Source organism: Thermincola ferriacetica (genome assembly GCF_001263415.1).
Lineage (GTDB): Bacteria > Bacillota > Thermincolia > Thermincolales > Thermincolaceae > Thermincola > Thermincola ferriacetica.
Map to the genome: position 1 here is coordinate 1 of NZ_LGTE01000036.1, position 19018 is coordinate 19018.

The window sequence follows — 19018 nt, forward strand, 5'->3', positions numbered from 1 at the left end:
AACATCTGCAGCGGTTTTAAGATTACGTTCCTTAATCAACTGCCTGATTTGGTCATCTGTAAAAAAATCCATTTACTAACTCCCCCTTGAAAAAATTATATTATGTTCAGGGGGTTTACACAAAATATTTTACACTCTCTTCTTTGACAAACTTTCGCCAAGGAAGTCAAGGCGTCAGATTCTTTTCCTTCTACTGTTTTCGCTGAGACCATTGCCTAGCTGGATTATTTGAAAAAGCTTTTCTCGACCAGTAATTTTGTTATTTCTGTTTTAGTGACTTCGCTGGACTTTTCTACTGGCGGCGGTCCTGATAACCGCATTAATTCTATGAGGTTGCTGTTCCTTACTGCACAGCGTACTTTGGCCAGATTAACGGCTCCTTGCGGACTCCAGGATGCTCCTTGATGTTTAAATCGTCGAGCTATGGTATGCCCTACATTTGATTCAATCACTCCTAAACCTCGGGCATTTTCCGGTACTGGCCTGTTTCTTTCCCGCCAGTCTGTTATGCCTTCCCATACACTATTCAGTAAACTCTTGAACTCCTCGATTTCGCACTCATGTCTATCATGCACTTCCCAACCACTGCGTTTAGCAGAATACATAAGCATATCATCGATTTTCTCCAATACTGCAACAAGTACCTTTACAAAGCTCTCTCGCAAAATTTTAAATAATTCCCTCTCAAGCCCATTGAAATTTATATCACCAGCAAGTACACTGTTGATAAGGGCACGAACCGGCGGACTGTCCATCACCGGACTCTCTGCCAGGAACTCTGAAGCGTTTAGTTTCAGGGCTGTGCTCAAGGAAGACCCTCCTTTGTTTTTTCTTGGCGGTTAAAACATTGGAGGTCTTCTCTTTTTTTACCCAAATTCCTGCCCTATTTTGTCATTTCCTGGTATATACCCAAGATAATTTTACACTAACGTTGCAGGATTTTTTGGAAAAAGTAAGCCGTTAAGCCTGGAAGAGATGGAAAAAGGCTTAAAAGAAAAAGCAGATGGGTTTCGCGAAATGATGAAGGCATACCTGGAACTGTTGGACAAGGAAATAGGATAAAGCGTGGCGGAAAAATAAGGGTATAGTTATAGAACGTAAGGCCAATAAACGGGAGATATATACGCAATTTGGGCAGATAAGAGGACATATTATTATGACAGGAAGAGGGATGACTATGTATATCTTATTGATAAAGCCGTAGGATTGGAGGGATATGAGAGAATAACCGGGACAGTTGCGGGTAGAGTTAATAGAACATGCAAGTGAGTCATCGTTTGGAGAGAGCAGCAGGCATGTGAGCGGCGGCGTGTTAGCGGTCAATAAAAATACAGCATTTTCGGCCAACAAAAATACAGCACTTGACCACCTTTAAAATTGGAAATTATTTTACGTGTTCAGTATTGTTTGTCGGTGTTTTAACCTGTAGCTATCACCGGTCATATTAAACTGCTCGCATTTATACATTAACCGGTCCAGCGTGGCGCAAAGCGGCGGGTAAGGGTTTTGCATGTAGAAGCAGATGAAGAACATGTAGCGCTGCAGGATGGGACCAATACAATAGTGCCGTTGATAAGCATCCATGAGGGGATAGAAAAAAGCGGTCAGCGTGGGCGAGGTGTAAATATGCACCACATAGGCAGTTACGGAAAAAGTTCCGAAAAATTGTGGCTTGAAGCCGTTAACTGGACATATGGGGCCTATAAAGTAGAAGCGATAGAACGCATATACCTCCATGGAGACGGCGCCGCTTGGATAAAAGAAGGGCTCAACTGGCTTCCAAAGGCCAAGATGGTATTGAATATAGGTAAAGCAATACCTTTATTTAAGTTTTTAAGAGGAATACAAAACGGAGAATATGTCTTTTAGACCATTTATAGAGGGTGGTCTAGCAAAAAAAAATCCTACAAAAAGTTGACACTGTCCAATTACAGCACAACATTGACGATTTGTATTAGACAGGTTTATAATAAATTGTGTTTAAAGAAATTATAAGAAAGGGTGGCCCATAAGTGCTCTTTAATTCCTACGAGTTCCTCTTTTTTTATCTGCCTATATGTTTTACTTTATACTTTATATTAAATCAGTTTCGATTAGTGAAAGTGTCCAGGGGTTGGCTTGCTTTCTGTTCTGTCTTTTTTTACAGTTGGTGGAACATTGCAAACCTTCCTATTCTTTCGGGAAGCATATTGTTTAACTATTTCACCGGGTCCATATTAACTAAATCCTCGTCAACGGTACGTAAAAAAATTGCTTTAATCGTTGGAATAACAATAAACCTCTTATTATTAGGCTATTATAAATACGCAAATTTCTTGATTGCTAACATCAATGCGGTGACAGGTTCTCGATTTTCACCCTTGTATGTTATACTACCGCTGGGCATAAGCTTTTTCACTTTTACTCAAATAGCGTATTTGGTTGATGCTTACAGGGGCGAAGCCAAAGAATACAGTTTTATAAATTATGTTCTTTTTGTGACTTTTTTCCCTCACCTTATAGCCGGTCCCATAATACATCATAAAGAAATGATGCCTCAATTTGCTTCACTAAGAGGCAAAGTACTTAATTGGAAAAACATATCGAATGGGCTATTTTTATTTGCTGTAGGTTTAGTTAAGAAGGTTTTAATAGCCGATTCCTTAGCTCATTGGGCCAATCCGGGGTTTAAAGCCATGAGTTTGACTATGGTTGAAGCTTGGGCCACTGCCCTTAGTTATACATTTCAGCTTTATTTTGACTTCAGTGGATATACAGATATGGCCATTGGCCTGTCTCTTTTTTTTAATATCCAACTTCCACAAAACTTCAACTCTCCTTATAAATCGGCTTCAATCATTGAGTTCTGGCGCCGATGGCATATGACATTGTCCAGGTTTTTAAGGGATTATCTGTATATTCCTCTAGGCGGGAGCTGCAGGGGGCTGTTCCGTAAATGTATTAACCTTGTTATAACAATGACTTTAGGTGGATTGTGGCATGGAGCAGCCTGGACTTTTGTTATCTGGGGATTTTTGCACGGGGTAGCGCTGGTAATCAACCACTTATGGCGAACGATAGGCTTTAGAATGCATTGGCTCCCGGGCCGCATTTTGACTTTTTTCTTTGTCACTGCCACATGGGTTATTTTTAGAGCGGAAAATTTACCACAGGCATTAGTTGTTTTAAAGGGTATGATTAACATTAAACATGTAGGATTGCATACTGGCATCACCCAGGCTTTACCGGCAGGCAGGAACGAGATTGTGGTCCTGGCTTTGCTATACCTGTTTGTTACTTGCTGGAAAAACAGCGCCGCCTGGGTAATGAACCTCAAGCCTAACTGGAAATGGGCAATGGTGGTAACGGTATTTTTGGTTGCCGGGATATTCGGTATGAATAGAGTTTCTGAATTTTTATATTTTCAGTTTTAGGGGTATGAATTATGAAAATTTATAAAAAATGGTCGATCTCCATAATTAGTTTAACCTTAAGTTTGATTTTAATATTTATGACCGTCAATTTTATAGTAGACCCGTTACAATACTACCGGAAAGCCTTTTACCAACCTGATTTTTCCGACCAGCAAAGGTATCAGAATCCGGGGTTGGCCAAAAACTACCAGTATGATACCATTATTCTCGGAACATCGATGAGCGAGAACTTTTTGCCTTCTTATATAGATGCAAAATTAGGGGTAAAAACACTAAAGCTTTCGATAATGGGCTCATCTGCCAAAGAACAGTTTATGATAGGAAATCTTGCTGTTAACACCGGTAAAGTGAAAAATATAATTTGGGCAGTAGATTATTTTTCGCTGCGTGGAGAGCCTAATCGGGTAAGAGATGAATATGGGGCTTTTCCTTATTATTTATATGATAAAAACCTCTTTAACGATGTTAATTATTTGCTCAATATTGATACAACCAGACAGGTGTTTCGCCTGTTAGCTGTGGCATTGGGAGTTATGGAAAGAAAAAACCCTGACCTCAATATTCTCAATAACTGGGGTTTCCGGGAAAGCTTCGGGAAAGAAAAAGTGTTGAAGGAGTGGGAAAGACTCAAAAAAGGAGGGCCTGTCACGATAACTGAATATGAAATTGACAATATTAAAAAGAACGTAGATCAAAACATTATACCGCTCGTGAAAAGTAATCCTGAAATTACGTTTTATCTCTACTACCCCCCATATAGCATTCTTCAGCATAGATTTTATTATGAAAAGAACCCACAACTGTTTGAAAATGAACTTTTTATAAAAAAATACATTTTTAAACAGATTGGCGGACTCCCTAATGTAAAGATTTACGATTTTCAACACGAAAAAAAGATTACTTTCAACCTTGATAACTACAAAGACCTGGCGCATCATTCACCGGCTATCAATGAATGGATAATTGACAATATAGTAAAGGATAAGTACAGGGTTAACAATAATAACCTGGAACAGTATAACAGAATATTGAAGGAGCAAGTGGAATCTTTGGATGTAAGCAAGTTTTAATAATATGTTTGAGATGATTTGGTATAGTAATGAAAAGTTAAAATAATTATATAAGATTGAGGGGCGGAGATAGTATCCCGCCCCTTTTCCGTGTTGCGTGCCCAGCCAAGCACGCATTATCTAGCCGGTGAAAGTCCGGTCGGAGTAAGCGCCAAGGTGCTCCGTAGCTAGGATACTTGCGTAGAGAGAAATCTGTGCGTAAAAGCGTATCGACAAAAGTACCTGTCAGAGACAGGGCGAGCAAGTTACCAGACCGTAACATAAAGTGAATCCTGCCGCGTTGTCAAAAAGGCCTCGCAAGAGGGACAAGGAGAAGTCGAGCCACGGGCATATTGGCGAAGACCACGGAAGGTGTGGAGAACTTGGAACAGCACCGAAGAATCTCCCGGCGTAGAGGGAGCGGTATGGTAACAAAGATAATGCAGTGAACTGGGGAGGCCATCCCCTGCACAAGGAAACTTGTAAACTGGAAACCTATAAGCCCAAAAGGTGAAGTGGTTAACCTGCAGGAAGGGAGTCGGAGGAGGTCATAGTACCGAAGAACAGCAGGACAGCACAACCTGCTGGAGGGAAGGACCTCTGCTTTGTTCAAGCTAATCAAGGAGGTAAGAACAGTGAATGCCATAAGGCTAACTACACCAGAAGAAAAAGTTCGAGAACTCCAAGAGAAGCTAGGTTATGCAGCCAAGGCAAGCAAGAAAAGAAGGTTTCACGCGTTGTATGACAAGGTCTATCGATGGGATGTGCTGCAGGAAGCGTGGAGAAGGGTAAAGGCCAATAAAGGGGCAAGTGGCATTGACCACCAAACCCTGACTGATATTGAGAAGATAGGAGTGGACGCATTCCTAATTAGAGTGTCAGCGAGAATTAAAAGAAGGCAAATACCGGCCACTGCCAGTGCGCAGACACTACATTCCGAAGAAAGATGGCAAGATGCGGCCATTAGGGATACCAACAGTACGGGACAGAGTAATACAAATGGCAGTGAAGATGGTGATTGAGCCGATATTCGAAGCAGACTTCAAGAACTGTTCCTTCGGATTTCGCCCGAAGTTAAGTGCAAAAGATGCACTGGACCGTGTGAGGAAAGCATGTAACCGCAAAGGGAACTGGGTAGTTGACGTTGATATCCAGGGCTACTTTGATAACATTAATCAGGAGAAGCTGATGATGTTGATAAGAAATGCGGATTAATGATAAAAGAATACTAAAACTCATACGGAAATGGCTGAAAGCGGGAGTCATGGAGGAAGGGAATCTGACCAGAACCGAAAAAGGAACGCCACAGGGAGGAGTCATATCCCCTTTACTGTCAAACATTTACCTTAACGTACTGGATTTACTGTGGGAGAAACATTGCACGCAGTATGGAGAACTAACGAGGTATGCGGATGACCTGGTGGTGGTCTGCAAGACCAAGAAGAACGCAGAGAAAGCCATGGAAATGATTAACGCCATTATGAAGAAGCTAGACCTGACCTTGCATCCCATCAAGACAAAGCTAGTCGGGATGTGGACAGGGGAACAAGGTTTTGACTTCCTGTGAATGCACCATCGAAAGACCAAGGCAGAAACATCTAAAGGCTGGGTGTATTATACCACCCAGCAGTGGCTAACTAAAAAGGCAGAACAGCACATTCGGGATGAAGTTAAAGCGAGATTGGCTCCCCCATCTGCACGAATGATGTCATTCGAGGAGCATATCGAGTATCTGAATCCAAAATACGAGGCTGGAAGAATTACTATGCCACCCCATATAGCCAGCTAAAGATGGCGAAGTTGGACTGGTATATCATTCAACGTTTCTGTCGTTGGTACGCCAAGAAGACAAAAAGACGCCATACAAGTGTGTGGCGTCAAGTCAGCGAGATGCTAAAACAACGTAATCTACTGAAACTTGCGTAACCGAATGCTCATAAATGACGAACATCGGAAAGCCGTATGAGGGAAAACCTCACGTACGGTTTGATGAGGAGGGGCTGAAATATCAGCCTTTCACTCTACCAGCATGTTTGTGAGCCGATGGGTTGAAAGAAACCCTGTCACCTAACCAGCGGGGAGCCTTTACCAGGAGCCGGTATGCGCGGCCCGTACGTACGGTTCTGTCAGAAGGATAAAGCCGAAGTAAATTACTTCGGCTTTACCTTACTCGATTCCTATGACAACAAATCGCTGTTACACCTGACGGAATGGTCCAGGATGCGTGTCCTTATTACCTGTCCGACAATATCAACGAGGAAAATCAAACCCAAAATGGCCAAAACTAAGGTGGATACTTCATCATAGGCGAAGAGCTGCATACTGATAGTGAGCTGAGTGCCAATTCCTCCGGCGCCAACAAACCCCAGGACAGTGGCCGCCCGCATGTTACATTCCCACCTGAATAAAGTATATGAGAGCAATACGGGAAGGCTAGCCGGGATTTTCACAAATAAAAGGATTGCCAACTCACTTGCCCCTGTTGCCCGTCCTGTTTCCACCAGCCGCTGGTCTACTGATTCCAGTATTTCAGCATAAAGCTTGCCCAGTACCCCGGTGCTATGGGCAGCTAAAGCCAGTACCCCCGGGAAAGGGCCCAAGCCAACCGCAACTACAAAGATAAGCGCCCAGAGCAATTCGGGAATTCCTCGGCATAGATTGAGAATAAATCGTGACCCATAGTAGACCGACCATCTTCCCAGCCAGTATAAAGTGCCGCGGCTACTCCTGGAAAACTCTTCACCCCTTAACCTAGTTGCTCCAAGGGTTAAAGGGATGGCAAATACTACTGCCAGTACTGTACCAACTACGGAAATCTCTATAGTTTCAACAAGAAGGATGCCAGTGTTCTTTAGGAATTCAGGACTATGTTCAATGGGCCACAGCCCGGAGACAAAACGCCCGATGCCGGTCAAGTTCGCAGGGTCAGTGAAAGCCGCCGGATTGAAACGAGTGGCTTTGGCGCTCCAGGTAAACAAAAAGAGAAAAAGGAGGATTAAAAACAGATTCAGGTAGCTGATTTTTCTTTGCTGGCTGAGTCTATTTTCCGGAAACAATATTCTTTCTCCCTCCACAAATCCAATTTTCCGGCGGCCCGTCATAAACCAGATTCCCCTTATCAAGAACCACTACCCGGGGGCAAAAGTTAAGGGCAAAGTCTTGTTGGTGCAGGTTCATTATAATAGTGGTCTGTTTATCCCGGTTAAGATTCTTTAAGAGGGTAAGGACCGTTTCTGCTGTCTTATAATCGACGGACGCAATCGGTTCATCTGCCAGGATAATCTCTGCATCACTAAATAAAGCCCTGGCAATAGCCACACGTTGTTGCTGGCCCCCGGAAAGATCTGTGGCGTGGTGAAACATTTTATCAGCCAGTCCTAACTGGTCGAGCACATGGTGTATATCTTCAAGTTCTTTATTTGTTTGTAAAAGAGCCATCCTGACCGCCCGTAGAAGAGAAACTTTTCCCAGTCTCCCCATTAGTACATTCTGGGCTACCGTCAAACCGGGTATAATATTATGATTCTGGTAAACCAGGGCCATCCGGGAGCGCAATTTCTGCAGTGATTTGTAAGGGAGACGGCCAAGGCGTTTCCCCAAGACAAAAAGTTCCCCCCTCGTTGGGGTAATAGACCCGTTGAGCAACCGGAAAAAGGTGGTTTTCCCGGAACCGCTGGCCCCGAGTATTCCCACCATTTCTCCCCGGGATATGCTCAGGTTCAGACCATTAAGGCCTGTTACTCCTGTTGCGTAGATCTTCACCAGGTTATTTGCCCTGATTATCTCTGGATTAAAAGTAGCTGTTCCTTCCATTTCGCCTGCCTCGGTTATCAAAATTTTTGTCGGTAATAATACTGCCGTTATTCCCGGTTATTTAAGAAGGCCTAACCGGGCTGCCTGTTCTTCAATATACTTGTAATCCTCGGCAGTGACCTTTTCGTACCTTACAGCGTTCATTAGTTTAAGCAGTTTTTTGTCATTCATGGTCAGAAAGGCGTTAATTATTTTATTCTCCAGTTCTTTGTCCATTGAATCGAGAACTACCCAGGGATAGCCTTCTATGTAGTCAGATTTAGCTAAAACCTTTATTTTACTTTTATCAATTTTTCCTTCAGTAATAAGCCTGTTCAGTATCCTGCCTTCCAGACCGCCGGCATCTACTTTCCCGTTCTGGACGGCCAGGGCAGTAGCATCATGTTTTCCGGTGTATATGACATTGGCAAAATCATCAGGTACCTTAAGGCCTGCTTTGTCAAGCATTATACGGGGATAGAGGGACCCTGAGGTAGAACTGATGTCTCCAAAGGCAAAGATTTTGCCCTTTAGGTCAGCCAGGGTCTTCACCGGACTATCTGCCGGGGCAATAATAAGGCTGTAATACTTGGTAGTTTTTGTTTCACTGTCCACTTCGGTAACGATGGGGTGTACCGGAACCTTTTGCCTGGCCTGGACATAGGTAAGACCGCCGAAATAGGCCATATCCAGTTTATTGCTTGCCATGGCTTCTACAACCCCGGCATAGTTGTTGGCGACAAATAGTTCAACTTTCATGCCCAGTTTGCTGGAAAGGTAATCCTTAAAAGGTTCATATTTGGCTTTGATTTTATCCGGAGCCTGATTAGGAACTAATCCAACCCGTAAAACCTTTGTTATGGCAGCTTTTTTTTCGGAACTACTATTTACCGTCTTGCCGGAACAGCCAATTAATAACATGCCGAAGGCAAGTACTAAAACTGTCAAACAAATAATTTTCAATAAAGTTTTCATTTCCTACTAACCTCCTTAGTAATGCTAATTAAAAATATAGCACTACTAAGTAAGTTTGTCTAATTGACATTTTTTAGCCCCATAAAATATTCAATAAACATTTTTTATGGAAATTTTATTTGATATAGCACGAAAAGCTAAAATGCTCCAATGTAATTGAGGGGCGGAGATAGTATCCCGCCCCTTTTCCTGGTTGATATAAATACTTTATTTTACCTGACTGAAAGAAATACAAAATTATCTTGTCCTTCCTCCAGAACCACCTGAGCCGCCGGAAGAACCGGAACCGCCGGGACCTAAAGGGCCGGAACCAGAAGAGCCGGAAGAACTTCCAGTACCTGATTTTCCGCTGCCATTTGCAGGACCTGGGGAGTCCGAACCTGTATTGCCGTGGTCTGCCGGTGGCGTCACCGCATTCCCGCTTGTTCCGCTACCAGGGGTACTCCCCGGGGAGGAATCCTGTGCCCTATTAGTTTTTGTATTTTCTACCGGTTGCAGATCGGTTTTCTTGTCGTTTACCTGCTTTTTTTGCCTGGGCAGGTTGAGTTCCCTGTCTTTGGCGGGAGTTGGATTTTGATTTTTCTGTTGGCCTTTTTGTGAATTGTTGCCCTTGGTCTTGGGATTACCTGACCGGGCCCCCGGATGACCGTTATTATTACTGTTGGGAAAAATCGGCTGATTTTGTATGCCCGTCGGCTTTTCGGTAACTTCGGTCATTTCCCGCCCGTTGGTGTTTCTGACCTTTTCATTGTTTGGCAAGTATTTTTGGTTTTGTAACAGGTTATCGAGCTCGATGGTTTCTCCGGGGAGGTTTTTCAATTTTTTCAGGACGATTATTTTATTGTTGGGCAGCAGGTTGATTTTATAGGCTTCTATAAAACTACGGATACTTTTGGTTTTTATATCGCCGGCCCGGACCTTTATACCGGCGGCCTGTGCCTGGCGAAAAACCAGGTATTTTCCTGCTGTAAGTCCCTGCTCTCTGGCTGACTGGCGCAAAGTTTCATCAACTTCATACACCAGAATCCTGGCTTTAACGTTATTTATTTTGGTTGCTCCGGCCAGTTCGTTGTTCAATGCTTCATTATTTATAATTTTTTCGGCAAGGGACTGGGCAATAGTGGCTACAATCATACCTTCACGGTCAGGCGACAGGTAATGTTTTCTGGTGGCCTCGTTAACAAGCGTGCGGACAGCCTGGTTTAAGTTTATTCCTTTAAGCCGAACATTTTCGAGCAATTTTGCTCCGTCAGGGTTATAGCTTTCCGTGGCGATTACCTGGAGATTTTGATTAACGGCCAGTTCAATGCTCGGGTTAATATCCAGCGACACGAAAGCAGCCGGTTGGGGTGTAACGACAGAACGCAGTAAAGCTAAAGAAAAAAGTAAAACAATAATCGAGGCTGCCAGCGCGACGGGTCTTATTAAATGCCGCCGGGTCCTTTCGTTAAAGTAAATTTCAGACCCAACCCTGACAGGGGTTGTAGGCAGGGGAATTTCTTTGTAAATGCCGTCTGCCGTAACTACAATGCAGTGAGAACCCTTAATTTTAACTATTAATCCTCTTTGCCCAGTCATAATTCTTACCTCTTTCTGTAAAAACCAACCTTTAAAAATTATTTGAAGTTTATATAAGAGTAAAGATAGATAAAATCTTCCTTAAAGTACAGCGCTAAAGCCGTAGCAATAATGAATTTGCGCCCTCGTTCCAGGGTTTTTCTGTTTACCCCGGTTAGATCCTGCAAGCTGTTTAACGGAAGTTGTTTTCTAAAAAGCAGGTGATCCATCAATTCCTTATTATTCACCAGGGTCCGGGCTACTGTAAACAAGGTTTCCCTTGAGTCCCGGTGTTTTGGAGAACATTCCACCAGGTCTTCGAATTCAATTCCAAAATCCCTGATTAGTTTTTCATAACGTTCCAGTTCTTCCTGGCGTTCATCTTCAATCGTTTTATTTTGATATTCTTCCCAGGCGGCCTTGGTGTCTGCCGGGTTAAAAATTTCGCCGTTTTCCAACTCTGTCTCAAAAGGTACCTCGTTGGACAGTTTTGCTTGCTTCCGGAACAAATCCTTCAAACGGTTTAGTATTATCACTCTGGAGTAGGTCAGAAAAGAAACGTTTTTGCCCGGTTCATAGGCATCCAGAGCATCGTTAAAGGCGATAAGAGCAACGCTCAGTTCGTCATCAACTCCCCAGGTCAGGGAGCGTTTACAAATGCCTGATGCAACTTTCCAGATAAAGGGACGATACTCGTTCAGCAGTTGGTCTCTGGCGGCCAGATCGCCATTTTTAATTTTTTTGATCGAATCAATCAGTTTCTGGTGGGAATCGTAGGCCATATAAACACCCCATCATGAAAAACATGTTTTTCATGACTTTGTTCAAGTCCATTACCGGTTTCTATAAATTGATACGCCATTCCTGCTTTTTTTTAAGGGGTGCTGGGAAATCAAACATATTTGGTTGGCTTCCTCGCTAACGCCCGATACGTCTTATAATCACCGGACCTAAAGGCCGGATTTTACGCACCTTCGGTAAGATCTCGGAAATAGAAATTTTAGGAACTACCCTCGAAAAGGTAAAGCGGGATTCGTAATAATAGAACAAAGGGGTCGCAAGGCCAAGTTCATACCGGTTTCAAAGTTAATTAACTTTAAGAGGAGGGAATCCTATGAAAACAAAAAAGTTTTGGGCGGTTTTGACATCCTTGGCGCTGGTGGTGACCTTTTTGCTACCGGGGATAGCATTTGCTGCCGGGGACAATGATTACCAGATAATATTTGGAATTCAGCAAAAGGTTAGTGAGTCAGTTTACAACAAGGAAGTTGACAAGGGAAATGGTCAGGCCGGTCAGAAGGAACAATTAAAAGAGAACAATAAGCAGCAGGGTAAGAACCGGGAAAGAAATCAAATAAAAAACCAAGTGAGGAAAAAGATGCCCGATATTGCCAACCATTGGGCCAAGAAAAATATTGAGAGATTGAACCTGGAAGGTGTAGTCCGCGGTTATGCCAACGGCACGTTCCAGCCCAATAAGCCGGTAACCATGGCCGAAGTAATAACCATGGTTGTAAAAGCACTGGGATATGAGGATGAAGCACAGGCCAAAATGGATGCCACATTGCCGTATAACAATATGGCAGCTGTCCCCAAGTGGGCAGTGGGATATGTAGCCGTGGCCATCGATAAGAATTTAATTGACCCTTCTGTCCATTTTCAACCGAATAGAGCAGCATCCCGCATAGCTGTAACCACTATCCTGGTTAAAGCCCTTGGCATAGACCCCGGCGAGGATGCTGTTCAGGCGGCCGTATATTTCTCTGATACCAATACATTAGATGAAACCAGCAAAGAGTACTTAATTTTGGCGGTACTTAACGATTTGATCAAGGGTTACGACGACAAAACCTTTAAGCCCAATAAACCCGTAACACGGGCCGAGATGGCTACGCTCCTGGGGCTCTTGGAGGATAAATTGGGAACCTGTTTGAAAAATGGCCGGGTGAAAGGCATTCTGGTATCGGTAGACGCGGCAAATGCAATAATCAGTGTGGCCTCCAATGTAACTGATTCTGTTTACGATTCTGTTTATGATTCTGTTTATAAAGAAGTTAAAGATTATAAGGTTATTGACGAAGCCGCAATTTACAGAAACGGGCAGCCTGCTGAGCTGGGAGACCTTGAAGCAGGCGACAGGGTCTTGCTGCTGTTGAATGCTGAAGGAAATGTGGCCTATCTGGAGGCTAAAGAGTTTACGGCGGACAAGAAGTATATCGGAGGAGAGGTCACAGCCATTGACACTGCCAATAAGAAACTGGAACTCCTTAGGTTTGGAGTACTTAAGGTTACATACAACGTTTCCGAAGATGCAAAAGTTATTGTGGACGATAAAGAAGCTGATCTCGAGGATATTGGCGTTGGCGACCAGGTGAAGGTAGAGTTGAATGCAGACGGAGTTGCAATCAAAATAATCAAATAATTTACTGATATGCCGTTAAACACCGGAAATTTATCCGGTGTTTGGTTTTTTGTTCCTGTATAATTATTTACTATCACACAATAATTATATAAAATAAGAATCAGGGTAGAAAAAATCCTTCTGCTTGCAAAGGGTGATTTTACAATGGCACTGGTAAACTGTAGAGAATGCGGTAAATTAATAACCTCCGAAAGCGAAGCAATCTGTCCGGAGTGTTCCCAAAAAAGAGACCGGGAGATGGCTAAAATCAGGGATTGTGTCAGGGTCAATCCTAAAATATCTCTTTTGGAACTGAGCGCGCAATCGGGAATTTCCACCAAACGGATCATTCAGTTTATGCACGAAGGGCTGATAACTTATCAGACGCCTGCCACTAATGAATAGGACTGCGGGAAACCGCAGTTTTTCCACTATTAAAAACTAATTTGTACCATTCCTAGTAAAAAAGAGAATTGTTTCATTAAAACAGGCTATACAGGGAAGTGTAACAGAGATGCAGGAAATTACTTTTTTGGGCGTTTTACTCAGATTTGTTTTAGGCGGCGGCAGTGTTGCCGCCGCATATCTCTTGGGGAAAAAGGTCGGAGGCAGGTTTGGGGGTATTTTTGCCGCTTTCCCCGGGGTTTTTCTGGCATCAGTCATTTCGGTGGGAGCGGGCAAAGACCTTCATTTAGCTAATCATCTGGTACTGCAGGTTTCAAAAGGAGCCTTGGTCGGAATGGTGGCCAATATTATCGCATGTCTGGTGGCTGGTTGGCTTATCCCCCGGACTGGGTATAAAAAGGGCCTGGTTTATACTTTCTTTGTTTGGGCTTTTACCGGCGCAGCCATTATCGCAGCTTTACGTTTCTGACTGGGAGGGGCAAAGGTGAAAAGTAAACTTATAAGTGATAACCTGGCAGAAATTTTAACAAGGTTTAGTCTGGGAGGTCTTGCTGTTGTAGGATGCTATTTATTGTCTTTCGTTATTCCGTGGAAAATCGTAGCTGGGCTTTTTGCTGCTTTTCCGGCTGTCATGATAGCTTCTGTGGCTTTAACTGGAAGAAGGGATGGCGATAAAATGGCGGGGGAAGTAGCCCAGGGTGCGGTAGCGGGAATGATAGGGTGCGCTTTATGTGTTATTGCCGCTATATTTTTTATCAGGTGGACAGGTAAATGGCTGCTGGGCATCGGTTTGTCTGTACCTGTCTGGGTAATAAGTTCCATGACCGTCAACCGTTTACAGGAAAAATTCTATAGCATCAGGATGAAAAGGAAGGCCATATAACTCCATATTTTGGCCGATTATTTTCCCCCGCAGTTATGCTATAATGAACACGCATACTGGATGGGGGAGGCTCTGGTATGGATCCTGTGACACATTTTCTGGTAGGTACCGTAATCGCCGGTATTTCCGGCGAAAAGCTTTCGATATCTGATCCCTTGTATCTTTCAACGGTGCTAGGCTCTTTAATGCCGGACATGGATATAGTTTACCAGTTGCGGGGACATATAGCTTATCTAAAAAACCACCGGGGCATGTCCCATTCCGTGCCGGGCCTGATATGTAATGCCGGTCTGATTGCCTTGGCGGTATACCTGTTATCCGGATACAGGTTTGTTGCTTTGTTTGCCTGGGCTTTATTGGGCGGGCTTTCCCATGTTTTTCTTGACGTGCTTAACTCCTATGGAGCCCAGGTATTATGGCCGTTGAGCAAAAAAAAGTATTCTCTTAACCTGCTGGTGCTTTTCGACCCGGTTCTGGCAGGCCTTTGTTTGGCCGCTCTATTCTGGCCGGGCAGCTTTCCCCGGGTTTCCTTGGTCATATTGGTTTTAACGGTAATTTATTTGTTATTCAGATTGTACATGAGGCATTCTGTTTTTCTGTTTCTGAGTGAACAATACAGGGAACAGGATATTGAGCGCATTATTGTCATGCCGGCTATGGTTAGCCTGTGGGACTGGAGTTTTCTGGTGGAAACAAGAAACAAGTATATTGTTGGAGAAGCAAAGTGGTTGTCTTTTGAAACGGGCATTAGGAGAGTATTGGAAAAAGTGCCCCACAACCATATTATTCAAAAGGCCTTATATTCAAAGATTGGCCGCTTGTTTCAAAGCTTTACTCCCTATTATCATATCCATTACTATCAGGATGGGGAAAACCATGTGGTCTGTTTTGCTGATTTGCGTTATTTTGTGCGGGATGACTTTTTGCACAACGCCAAGGTTGTGTTAAGCCGGGAATGTGAAATTGCTGAAGCGGTGTTTCAACCCTACAGCAAAAAGCATAACCTGTCATTCTAGGAAACAGCGCCTCTTTAGCTTTTAAACAACCACTTTTATTGGTGCGATTTTTTATTCGGTTCTTCATGATTTGCTTTTGCATCTCCGCCAAGCGGAATAAGGTCGACTCCTTCGACACTGACGCCCTGAATGCCGGGAATTATATTATTTGATATGTTGGCGTAATTTTCTTTTGCTTTTTCGATAAGTTTATTGACTTTTTCCAGCTTATCCATTGTGCACCTCCGTGCCTGCTTTTGTATCTAATATTCTTTGCTTTCTGGCGGAAAAATAATCTGTCGCCCTAAATTTATTATGACGATTTTAATTTATATGGTATAATAGCGTATATTAATATTACGGGAAGGGGGTTAGGGTATATTGTCAAAGACGGGAAGAATAATTATACTGGCGGTTTTAGTTATTGTGATCATTGGGATTATGGCCGCTCCGAGTTTTATGTCAAAAGGGGAAGAAAAATTTGCCGTTACGCCAAATCCGGCTGACGCTTTCGCCAAAGCCAAAGGCCAGGGAAAACCCGTTTTTCTGGAGTTTTATGCCAGTTGGTGACCGGGCTGCCGGCAGATGGAGCCCGTGATTATGGCTCTGAAGGAAAAATACGGCAGGCAGGTGGAATTTATCGTGGCAGACGTTGATGACCCACAGGGGAATACTTTGGCTGCCGAATTTCAGGTTGATGCCATCCCCAATTTCAGGTTTATAGATGCCAAAGGTAACGTGGTGCAAAGCTATACGGGAGTTACCACGCAAAAGACATTGGAAAAATACATCCAACAACTGTTACGGGATAAATAACCCTGTCAACAGTCGGTTATTTCGAGAATGCTTTTTTGTGAAAGGGGTGGCTAGGTGTTAGAAACATTTTTTAATGAAACACTCCCCAATTTAGTGCAACATGTTTCCCTGTTAACCTTTTTGGTGGTTTTTCTCGGTGGTATTTTAACCAGCCTCAGCCCTTGCATATTATCAATGGTTCCCGTGATGATGGGTTATATCGGTGGTTATTCGGAAAGATCCCGTTCCCGGGGCTTTGTTATGTCCTTTGTCTTTGTTTTAGGTCTGGCTGTTACCTTTGCCTTGCTCGGCATTTTTGCTGCCTTGCTGGGTAAGATTTTCGGCCAGATCGGCAAAGGATGGTATTATGTTATCGCTTTTGTCGCAATTGTAATGGGCCTGCAGTTACTGGAAGTCATCAATATTAAGTTTCCGACGTTAAAGAAGATGCCCATTAAGAGTAGAGGTTTGTTGCCTTCTTTCTTTATTGGCATGCTTTTCGGACTGGTGGCTTCACCCTGTGCCACACCGGTACTGGCTGTAATTATGACCTACATTGCAGCGCAGGGCAATATCGGTACTGGTGCAGCCATGTTATTTATTTACGGTTTGGGACACGGCTTGCCGTTGGTTATTGCCGGGACTTTTGCTGCTTTTCTAGCCAGCTTGCGTAAGTTTCAGCAGTGGACGGCCTATATCACTAAAGCTTCAGGCGTGATTTTGATCCTGGTTGGTTTATATTTTCTTGTGCTGGCAAGATGGTATTAAAAAATTTTTTTGGAAAATTTTTCTCCGGAAAGTCATAAAAGTATGTCCTCCTCAATATAGTGTAGTGTAGGACAAACACTACGAAAGATTGGAAGGAGGATTCAGATGTTTTCAGGCAAGTTCGGAGAAAAACTGATGGTGGGAGTGGGACTGTTATTAGCCGTTGGACTGGCTATGGGAAGTGGGTCCCTGCATAACATTTCGTGGGACAAACTTAAGGAAAGTCATTGGAAGGTGGTAACCGGCAAAACAACTATGGATTTGCAAAGAGAAGCGGCTTTCAAAAGCAAGCCCGCAAGTAGCAAGTCCGAAAATACGGATAAAACCGCTGCCGGAAACAGGAATAACGAGAGAACAGAGACAGCCACTGCCATGAGTACAAAGACCGCCAGGGAAACAGTGAAAATTGTTTTGTATTATGCTGATAAAGACGGAGAGTATCTAAAAGCACAAACCATGCGTATTCCGAAAAAAGAGGGTATTGCTAGGGCGGCCCTGGAAGAACTGATTAAGGGCCCCCGAAAGGGTGATGGGCTGCAGAGGACCATTCCTTCCGGGACCAAACTGAAAGACATTAACATTGAAAATGGTCTTTGTACAGTTGATTTCAGTAAAGAATTAAGGGATAATCATTGGGGCGGTTCTACCGGCGAACTGCTGACGGTATATTCAATTGTTGATGTGCTGACTCAATTCCCCACCGTTGAGAAAGTACAGATTCTGATTGACGGCCAAAAGGTTGATACCCTTGCTGGGCACATGGACCTGTCCAAACCCTTTGAACGAAATACTGATATAATTAAGTGATAAGAGGTCTGCCTCACTCTTTGATGCAGCCCCCCAGACAGAAAACAAAGTTAATAAAAGAAATAAATGCCGCTGCATAGTGAAGTAACCGTTGCTCCGAGGCTACGCCTTCCCTTCGACCACGGAAGGGTGGGAGGGGTTCTCCGCTACCAAGGAGCTTTATGCTGCAAAACCTGGTTAGGAAGGCAGTGTTCCCGAACTCGATGGCTCATGTTGCATTTCTTAAAAGCCAGGCCGCCTCCCGTCCAGCCACTCAACCTGCGTTGAGCGAAGGACTTCCCGGCGGCCTTCGCCATCTTCGAACATGCGGGAACCCCCTGCCTTCCTGTCTGCGGTTTTGCGGGCGCAGTCGCTCCTTAACGGTAGCCTGAGAACCCCACCCACCCTTCCACCAGTACCGCGGCTACCTGCAACTACAGAGCAACAACTCCTTTTACAATTATTTCTCCGTGTCTCTGTACTACTACTTCGTAAAAGTTTGCAAAAAAAAAAACTAAATTTTAGGCTGTCATTAAAAACTGAGGGAAGTCTTTTCTTTTCAATTTCAAGGCAGCTAACATAACTCGGGTTCCTTTCTTTGTCACAGTATAGCGAAAGGAATGTGGTATTTTAGCAATCAGTTTATGGGCTCTCATCTTGATTAAAAGCCGTTATTATATAGAAACGAAAACGACTACTTTTTTCATTTTTTCAGTTTTATCATGGGTTTCTGGTCTTTTAAATTTTGATTGCAGCTTGGCTGCGCTGTGGGCTTTGTGGTTTAAGTAATTACGTCCTCGGGGGTGATGTGCCCGTGCCGGAAACAGTGATTTCAAGCCCTCACTGTCGTTAACACAGGCTTGCCGCCCTCCACCAAGTCGCAACTTATTGTTTCACCGGGGCGGCCTCTTTCTCACCCTTACCCAGGGAAGGGTAGGCAGGGTTCTCCGCCTACCGTTTGGGAGCGACTGGCCCGCAAAACCGCTGCCGGGCAGGCAGAGGAGTTCCCGCATGTTTGAAGATGGCGAAGGCCGCCGGGAAGTCCGGCACTCAACTTATGTAGGGCGCCCCGGGATGTTGATAAGGGAGGTTAAATGTTTTCCGGAGCGGGGCTTAAATCGTCCATCGGTCCGCGAGCCGCGTAAGCGGGAGCGGTTATCCGATGGAGATTTCGCCCGGAGCGGAGGAAACATTTAACC

The 19018-nt window shown here is 43.9% G+C and carries 24 protein-coding genes and 1 pseudogene; 18 read left to right on the plus strand and 7 right to left on the minus strand.

The window, feature by feature from the left end; translation table 11 throughout:
* Window positions 1–224: 224 nt before the first annotated feature.
* Complete coding sequence (locus Tfer_RS14795) at window positions 225–809, minus strand: UPF0236 family transposase-like protein (RefSeq protein ID WP_052219066.1); 585 nt, start codon at window positions 807–809, stop codon at window positions 225–227.
* Between the two features lie 319 nt (window positions 810–1128).
* On the opposite strand from Tfer_RS14795, the gene Tfer_RS17335 reads away from it, so the two are divergent.
* The 8 genes from Tfer_RS17335 (at window position 1129) to Tfer_RS17005 (ending at window position 6388) form a co-directional block, all read left to right on the plus strand.
* Window positions 1129–1269, plus strand: a complete 141-nt coding sequence (locus Tfer_RS17335) for a UPF0236 family transposase-like protein (RefSeq protein ID WP_427916569.1) — start codon at window positions 1129–1131, stop codon at window positions 1267–1269.
* A gap of 237 nt (window positions 1270–1506) precedes the next feature.
* Complete coding sequence (locus Tfer_RS14800; protein WP_052219067.1) at window positions 1507–1869, plus strand: UPF0236 family transposase-like protein; 363 nt, start codon at window positions 1507–1509, stop codon at window positions 1867–1869.
* A 467-nt stretch (window positions 1870–2336) separates the two neighbouring features.
* On the plus strand, window positions 2337–3413 hold the full coding sequence (locus tag Tfer_RS14805; RefSeq protein ID WP_242843611.1) for an MBOAT family O-acyltransferase: 1077 nt from the start codon (window positions 2337–2339) through the stop codon (window positions 3411–3413).
* 11 nt (window positions 3414–3424) lie between these two features.
* Window positions 3425–4483, plus strand: coding sequence for a hypothetical protein (locus Tfer_RS14810; protein WP_052219069.1), 1059 nt, complete (start codon window positions 3425–3427; stop codon window positions 4481–4483).
* Between the two features lie 716 nt (window positions 4484–5199).
* Window positions 5200–5484, plus strand: a complete 285-nt coding sequence (locus Tfer_RS16995; protein WP_242843607.1) for a hypothetical protein — start codon at window positions 5200–5202, stop codon at window positions 5482–5484.
* A complete protein-coding gene (locus Tfer_RS17185) occupies window positions 5417–5677 on the plus strand; it encodes a reverse transcriptase domain-containing protein (RefSeq protein WP_282432074.1) in 261 nt (86 codons plus the stop codon). The genes Tfer_RS16995 and Tfer_RS17185 overlap by 68 nt, the downstream gene beginning before the upstream one ends.
* Window positions 5667–6029 carry a reverse transcriptase domain-containing protein gene (locus Tfer_RS17190; RefSeq protein ID WP_282432075.1) on the plus strand — a complete coding sequence of 121 codons (363 nt, stop codon included), beginning with the start codon at window positions 5667–5669 and terminating at the stop codon, window positions 6027–6029. The genes Tfer_RS17185 and Tfer_RS17190 overlap by 11 nt, the downstream gene beginning before the upstream one ends.
* Before the next feature lie 224 nt (window positions 6030–6253).
* Window positions 6254–6388 carry a hypothetical protein gene (locus Tfer_RS17005; protein ID WP_242843608.1) on the plus strand — a complete coding sequence of 45 codons (135 nt, stop codon included), beginning with the start codon at window positions 6254–6256 and terminating at the stop codon, window positions 6386–6388.
* A gap of 251 nt (window positions 6389–6639) precedes the next feature.
* On the opposite strand, the gene phnE is transcribed toward Tfer_RS17005, so the two are convergent.
* From phnE to sigI, 5 genes are all read right to left on the minus strand, one after another.
* Complete coding sequence (gene phnE, locus Tfer_RS14820) at window positions 6640–7518, minus strand: phosphonate ABC transporter, permease protein PhnE (protein WP_200901049.1); 879 nt, start codon at window positions 7516–7518, stop codon at window positions 6640–6642.
* Window positions 7502–8275: a phosphonate ABC transporter ATP-binding protein gene (locus Tfer_RS14825; protein ID WP_052219070.1), complete on the minus strand. Its 774-nt coding sequence runs from the start codon at window positions 8273–8275 to the stop codon at window positions 7502–7504. The genes phnE and Tfer_RS14825 overlap by 17 nt, the downstream gene beginning before the upstream one ends.
* Window positions 8276–8332: 57 nt before the next feature.
* Window positions 8333–9229, minus strand: a complete 897-nt coding sequence (phnD, locus tag Tfer_RS14830) for a phosphate/phosphite/phosphonate ABC transporter substrate-binding protein (protein WP_052219071.1) — start codon at window positions 9227–9229, stop codon at window positions 8333–8335.
* A gap of 237 nt (window positions 9230–9466) precedes the next feature.
* Window positions 9467–10807, minus strand: a complete 1341-nt coding sequence (locus tag Tfer_RS14835; RefSeq protein WP_052219072.1) for an anti-sigma factor domain-containing protein — start codon at window positions 10805–10807, stop codon at window positions 9467–9469.
* A gap of 38 nt (window positions 10808–10845) precedes the next feature.
* The gene (gene sigI, locus Tfer_RS14840) at window positions 10846–11568 is read right to left on the minus strand and encodes an RNA polymerase sigma-I factor (RefSeq protein WP_052219073.1); all 723 of its coding nucleotides are present in this window, start codon (window positions 11566–11568) and stop codon (window positions 10846–10848) included.
* A 332-nt stretch (window positions 11569–11900) separates the two neighbouring features.
* Here sigI and Tfer_RS14845 point away from each other — a divergent pair, with 332 nt between their 5' ends.
* The 5 genes from Tfer_RS14845 to Tfer_RS14865 all read left to right on the plus strand — a co-directional run bounded on the left by Tfer_RS14845 (window position 11901) and on the right by Tfer_RS14865 (window position 15491).
* Entirely contained in the window at window positions 11901–13208 is a 1308-nt protein-coding gene (locus tag Tfer_RS14845) for an S-layer homology domain-containing protein (RefSeq protein ID WP_052219074.1), read from the plus strand.
* A 144-nt stretch (window positions 13209–13352) separates the two neighbouring features.
* Window positions 13353–13592 (plus strand): hypothetical protein, encoded by a 240-nt coding sequence (locus Tfer_RS14850; protein ID WP_052219075.1) that lies wholly within the window; start codon window positions 13353–13355, stop codon window positions 13590–13592.
* Between the two features lie 109 nt (window positions 13593–13701).
* On the plus strand, window positions 13702–14061 hold the full coding sequence (locus Tfer_RS14855) for a DUF3147 family protein (protein WP_052219076.1): 360 nt from the start codon (window positions 13702–13704) through the stop codon (window positions 14059–14061).
* A 15-nt stretch (window positions 14062–14076) separates the two neighbouring features.
* A complete protein-coding gene (locus Tfer_RS14860; RefSeq protein ID WP_052219077.1) occupies window positions 14077–14475 on the plus strand; it encodes a DUF3147 family protein in 399 nt (132 codons plus the stop codon).
* Between the two features lie 77 nt (window positions 14476–14552).
* Entirely contained in the window at window positions 14553–15491 is a 939-nt protein-coding gene (locus Tfer_RS14865; RefSeq protein ID WP_052219078.1) for a metal-dependent hydrolase, read from the plus strand.
* A gap of 35 nt (window positions 15492–15526) precedes the next feature.
* Here Tfer_RS14865 and Tfer_RS14870 read toward each other — a convergent pair whose 3' ends face one another.
* Window positions 15527–15706 carry a hypothetical protein gene (locus tag Tfer_RS14870; protein ID WP_013121408.1) on the minus strand — a complete coding sequence of 60 codons (180 nt, stop codon included), beginning with the start codon at window positions 15704–15706 and terminating at the stop codon, window positions 15527–15529.
* 145 nt (window positions 15707–15851) lie between these two features.
* Between Tfer_RS14870 and Tfer_RS14875 the strand changes: the two genes are divergently transcribed.
* The 5 genes and pseudogenes from Tfer_RS14875 to Tfer_RS14890 all read left to right on the plus strand — a co-directional run bounded on the left by Tfer_RS14875 (window position 15852) and on the right by Tfer_RS14890 (window position 19016).
* Complete coding sequence (locus Tfer_RS14875; protein WP_052219079.1) at window positions 15852–16040, plus strand: thioredoxin domain-containing protein; 189 nt, start codon at window positions 15852–15854, stop codon at window positions 16038–16040.
* 12 nt (window positions 16041–16052) lie between these two features.
* A pseudogene (locus Tfer_RS17010) lies at window positions 16053–16286 on the plus strand (thioredoxin family protein); the annotation flags it as partial.
* 54 nt (window positions 16287–16340) lie between these two features.
* A complete protein-coding gene (locus Tfer_RS14880; RefSeq protein WP_242843610.1) occupies window positions 16341–17033 on the plus strand; it encodes a cytochrome c biogenesis CcdA family protein in 693 nt (230 codons plus the stop codon).
* A 105-nt stretch (window positions 17034–17138) separates the two neighbouring features.
* The gene (locus tag Tfer_RS14885) at window positions 17139–17840 is read left to right on the plus strand and encodes a GerMN domain-containing protein (RefSeq protein WP_052219080.1); all 702 of its coding nucleotides are present in this window, start codon (window positions 17139–17141) and stop codon (window positions 17838–17840) included.
* A gap of 990 nt (window positions 17841–18830) precedes the next feature.
* Window positions 18831–19016: a hypothetical protein gene (locus Tfer_RS14890; protein WP_052219081.1), complete on the plus strand. Its 186-nt coding sequence runs from the start codon at window positions 18831–18833 to the stop codon at window positions 19014–19016.
* Window positions 19017–19018 lie beyond the last annotated feature (2 nt).